Below are 4,840 nucleotides of genomic sequence, written 5' to 3'. Positions count from 1 at the left end.
AAAAGGTAAAAGGAAACTACCAGGCTCCCGCAGAGCCGTAAAAGAAAGGAAAAAGTATTATGATTTCTTACGGACTTATCCAAATTAAAGCCGTGCTTCGAAAAAACCCGAAGAACGGCCGCACGGCCTATTACGCCGCCCAAGAACAGTATAGTAACATCGGCGATGCAGAACTGCGTGAGGCAATCAAGCGCAACAGCAATCTGAACGCCGGAGTAGTTAACGCCGCTTGCGATGCAATCATGGACAGCGTGCTGAACTTCGTCTGCAACGGTCATTCCATCCGTATTGCTAACCTCATGTGCTTGCGCCCGGTGTTAAAAAGCCGTGGCAGTGAGACAGCCGCAAAGGTAACAAGCGAAAATATCGACAAAATCATGCTCCGCGCGTCTTGGGCTCCCGCTCTTCGCGCCCTGCAAGAATGGTACACCTACAACTTCGAGAAAGACGGCCACATCTACCCGGCACCCGTTCCCGAAGAAGAAACTAATCCTTGACCACAAGCAGGTTTCTTTCGTAATAGTCGCGCCGCTCTGCAATTCAGTAGGGCGGCGCTCTTTTCAGCCCCCCGGCCGTGTCTTTCTTCCGCTCCGCGGAACGTCCCCACGGCCGGGGCGCTGAATATACCGCAAAAAGTGAAAGAAAAACCGCAAAAAGTGAAAGTCCAGATCCGAGATTTTTCCCTACCTTTGCAATGCACCTGGGGAGAGTAGGAGGCTCCGCAGGGGTGCGACCTCCAACCGGCCGCAGGTGTACCAGCCGCACGCCGCCATTTAGCTACCTCCTACAAGCTATTTGGCGGCGGCTTGTAATTATACAGAATAACAAAAACATCAAAAGTAAATATGAAAAAAGTAATGTTTAATGACAGGTACGGTCTTACCGCCGCCGTGCTAAGAGGAGAAAAGACACAGACAAGGCGGGATGCGACGAGGCTTGTAGAAGCCTATTGGAACGGCAGGAAGCTGGGCGATTACCCCACGCTGTCTCTCGGTGAGTATGTCCTCCAACACGCTACTAACAATGTCGGCGATGTGGTAGCAGTGGCGCAGAAGTATAAAGAACTCTACCCATATGCAGACTTCGGAATGATTAATACACAGTTCATGACGGAGACACCCGGTTGGACTAACAAGATGTTTGTCAAGGCCGAACTAATGTTCCACTATATAAAGATTACCCGCGTGCGCCTCCAGCTGTTGCAAGATATCAGCGAAAATGACTGTCTGCGAGAGGGCGTAGAGAAATGGTTAGACAGTTACATCGTCACGGGTATTATGGAGCGCAACGGCAAAAACAATTATTGTTTCACAAATCCAAGAGACGCATATTCCGTGCTTATAGATAGAATAAGCGGAAAAGGCACATGGGAAAGAAACCCATACGTAATCGCCTACGATTTCGAACTGGTAACAAAGTAATAAAAAGCCCTCCGGTGCGGATGGGTCAATCGGAGAAAAAACCCTGTTGAATGTCTAACCCTTAAAATAGTAGTAGTTATGCAGAAAATCGAGTTAATTGGAAATCTTGGCTCTGATGCCAATGTAGAGAAAAAAGCCGAGCGGGGATTTGTCGCTTTCCGGCTCGCCGTAACGCGATCCAAACGGAACGCTACCGGCGAGCTCGAAAAGCGCAGTGAGTGGTACACAGTGAACGCCTACGTTTCAGACGGAATAATTCCGTATCTGAAAAAGGGCGCGCGCGTGTTCCTCCGTGGTGAATTGTTCACGAGCGTTTACGCCGACCGCAACGGCAACGCTCAAGTTTCGTTGGACGTGATTACGCGAGAGCTAGAACTAGTCTAGTCCTTGCATAATCGGCATTATGTAGTGTCGAGTGTCAATCTACGACACATGCGTTAATTTGGATTGGCTGGAGGTCTTTTGCAAGGAAGACCCGCACCAGCCAATCCCAGCCGCTTACGTTTCAAGTCAAAATGTCAAAGTTCGTTCGCGTGCCTATGGCACTCCGCAGTATAGGGAAATGTATTGCGTTCTTGACGAAAGTAACCTGCCATGCTTGGAAGTTCGTCGCGACCCGTACGTGTCTGCGACTGGTGCGCCTATTTTGGCTCCTGGCTCTTGTCATCTCCGCGTTTCTAATCGTGTACTCTATGCGCGGGATTACCTGGGACATCTCAGGCGTTTTGTTACTGCGTTCAACCTCACCGTATGTGGGCTTTCACGCGTTGACTTCGCCCGAGATTTCAACACATTCCGTTACGGCTACAGGCCGGAAAACTTCACGCGCAATTACATGGAGTGCAGGCTCGCCAAGCTACACCAGCCAACGCTGGCAGCCTACGGTAAAGCGGAGTGGGGCGCTAACTACTTTAACTCGCTCAAGTGGGGCAGCCCCGCGAGCATGGTTACGACGAAACTCTACGACAAGACTTTGGAGCTTGACCGTCCAGGACACGACAAGCCCTACATCCGTGAGCAGTGGAGAGCGGCCGGTCTTGATGAGACCCGACATGTATGGCGAGTTGAGCATTCTGTCCGTTCTGCTGGAAAGGGATTTGTTAGTCGCGAGGACGGCGAGTTTATTCCCTTGGATATCAACCACTTATCGGACCGGGTGGATATATTGAAGTTCTACAAAATGCTATCGGACAGGTATATGGATTTCAGAATAGTACGTCATAATCGAAACGGCAAGTTACAGAGAAAAGACCGATGCAGACGAATAGACTTAGAGAACTTAGACGGAGCGAGAGCCTACCAACCGGTTAAACTTAGCAATAAGGAAAGAGCCGGGCGAGTGGATATGATGATAGTTAAACGATTAAGCGAATTAGCCGAGCGGGAAGATATTACACCCATGCAGCGCCGGACGATAACGAACATGTTAGCAGTTTACCCCGACCTCGTTGCAATACGTAACCTCCCACAGGATATTTCGTTCTTCGGCATGGAAACCACGGCGCAGTAGCGCCGTGGTTGCATTTCCAAATCCCTATTTATACCTTTATTATATAGAATGGCAACAAAGAAAGATTTAGCAGCCGACAGGCTTTACCGTTTGGTGGGCGCATTGCATCGTCAAGGGCTTATCTCCAGGAGCGATGCACAGCAGTATAACGACGATATTTACGTGTTAGTTTCAGCCGAGGAGGAACGGCAAAAGCGTATGATTTTCAGAAACAAAGATATAGTAATTTATGAAAGAGCAAAGAACGTGGCTGAGCCAAACAGGACTTAAGCGATTTCCGGACTTAATGACAGCGTGCGACATGGTACGGGCTCCGGTGTGTGTTTCAAGGTGTGTAAAGTGTAAACATTGGGCAGGCGCAGACTTCCATGACCCTCTGCACACACTGCAACGCTGCCGGTTTGACGAACAATCAGAGCCCGCCCCGCTCGCTCGCTAACGCTCGCTCGCACGCCCGTCTCCCGCGCTCGCGCCCTGCTACGCGCTGCGCTCGCACAGGTCGGCGGGCTTGTTGGCTACGCCAACAGGCCGGGCACGGCGGGCGGCTCCGCTGCTCCGCTCGAGCGGGCGGCTCGGGGTCACGGAAAAGACCCTCGCCGCTCCGCTCTTCGCTCCGCCCGCTCGCGGTGGCGTCATGCTTCGCTCCGTCCCCCATCGCTCGCTCCCGCTCCGCCGCCCGAACGTGTATGCCCCGAGTAACACCGCGGGGCATGTCCTTTTGCCCGGCGGCGCTTTCTATACCGCTCAACATAATAAAGATTATGCGCAAGCAAGTCGCCGGGTCCCCAGCTGCGCCGGGCGCTCCGCTCGCGCCCCTCTCCGAGCAGCGCTCGCAAAGCGCTAAATTTCCGGCTTGCTGCCCGGCGCCGCATAATCGATATTATGTTAAATTTCCGCCCCGCTCAATTATCAATTTCGCAGGGCGGTGAAATTTCGCTGAAAAGCGCCGAATGTTTCCGGGCGGCTTTCGCTCTCGCGCTCCCCGCTCAAGCCGCCCGGCGCGCTGCGTGCCGCAGTTCCTCGCGCGCCGTGTCGCTCTTGCCCCCGAATTGCCCCAGGCTTGCCCTCCCGCCGCCGCATTCAGCCCGGCCGCCGTAGCGACCTCCGCCCGCTCCGGCTGGCCGGGGCTTGCGGCCGCTCCGGGCAAGTTCTCGCGCTATAGCGCGACCCACCCACCCACGCGCCGCGGAATTTGTCCGGGCTGTGCCCGGCCTAAATCCGCTTGCGCTCCCTGGAATTTGCATTTTACAAAGCTAAAAACCGAAAAACCGCTATTTTTCGGCCAAAAGGCCGAAAAATGAATGATTTGGCCTAATTTTCATTTGATTTGTTTTGCAATTTCGATTTACGTTTGTAATTTTGTCTCCGAGAAAACAAAAAAGCATTCAAAAACGGCCGAAAAAGTGCTCAAATGTAAAATCTCAAATTACAAATGTAAATTTTTTAATCTCAAATGTAAAATGGCAGTCAACGGAAAACTCAAGTACTACCCGGTTGCAAGGAAAAACCCAAAAAATGTTTCCCAAACCAAGTACTACGCGCAACTGTACCAATACAGTCTGATAGAGCGCGACCAAATTTTGGAAGCCGCCAGCCGCAACTCGTCCATTCCAAAGGCCTATATAGGTATGGTTTACGATGCGCTCGGCGAAGAAATGCTTAACTTCGTTCGCAACGGTCACAGCATTACGCTGGCAAACTTCGGAACGATTTACACTACGATTAAATCGCGCCCAAGCGAAACGCCGGAGAAAGTAGATGCAACAAATGTGAAGAGAGTAAAATTCCATTTCAAGCCCTGCGCTCGCATGCGCAAAGCATTGCAGCCTTATTTGCTCTCGTTCGAGAAAGTGCAAAAGGTAAAAGGAAACTACCAGGCTCCCGCAGAGCCGTAAAAGAAAGGAAAAAG

The 4,840-nt window shown here is 51.7% G+C and carries 6 protein-coding genes; all 6 read left to right on the top strand.

The genetic code is table 11. From position 1 onward, the window contains the following. Positions 1–92 precede the first annotated feature (92 nt). The 6 genes from Q0628_RS11775 to Q0628_RS11750 all read left to right on the top strand — a co-directional run bounded on the left by Q0628_RS11775 (position 93) and on the right by Q0628_RS11750 (position 4,826). Positions 93–497: a hypothetical protein gene (locus Q0628_RS11775; protein ID WP_298771232.1), complete on the top strand. Its 405-nt coding sequence runs from the start codon at positions 93–95 to the stop codon at positions 495–497. 348 nt (positions 498–845) lie between these two features. After that, positions 846–1,421 carry a hypothetical protein gene (locus tag Q0628_RS11770; RefSeq protein WP_298771231.1) on the top strand — a complete coding sequence of 192 codons (576 nt, stop codon included), beginning with the start codon at positions 846–848 and terminating at the stop codon, positions 1,419–1,421. A gap of 78 nt (positions 1,422–1,499) precedes the next feature. After that, entirely contained in the window at positions 1,500–1,805 is a 306-nt protein-coding gene (locus Q0628_RS11765; RefSeq protein WP_298771230.1) for a single-stranded DNA-binding protein, read from the top strand. Between the two features lie 214 nt (positions 1,806–2,019). Then, positions 2,020–2,931, top strand: a complete 912-nt coding sequence (locus Q0628_RS11760; RefSeq protein WP_298771229.1) for a hypothetical protein — start codon at positions 2,020–2,022, stop codon at positions 2,929–2,931. Between the two features lie 48 nt (positions 2,932–2,979). Next, the gene (locus Q0628_RS11755) at positions 2,980–3,201 is read left to right on the top strand and encodes a hypothetical protein (protein ID WP_298771228.1); all 222 of its coding nucleotides are present in this window, start codon (positions 2,980–2,982) and stop codon (positions 3,199–3,201) included. A gap of 1,190 nt (positions 3,202–4,391) precedes the next feature. Then, positions 4,392–4,826, top strand: a complete 435-nt coding sequence (locus tag Q0628_RS11750; protein WP_298771227.1) for an HU family DNA-binding protein — start codon at positions 4,392–4,394, stop codon at positions 4,824–4,826. The last annotated feature ends 14 nt before the right edge of the window (positions 4,827–4,840 follow it).

This window comes from uncultured Fibrobacter sp. (assembly GCF_937877005.1).
In the GTDB taxonomy this organism is placed as follows: Bacteria; Fibrobacterota; Fibrobacteria; order Fibrobacterales; family Fibrobacteraceae; genus Fibrobacter.
The sequence above is the reverse complement of the archived record's forward strand: the minus strand, read 5'-3'. Positions and strand labels throughout refer to the sequence as shown.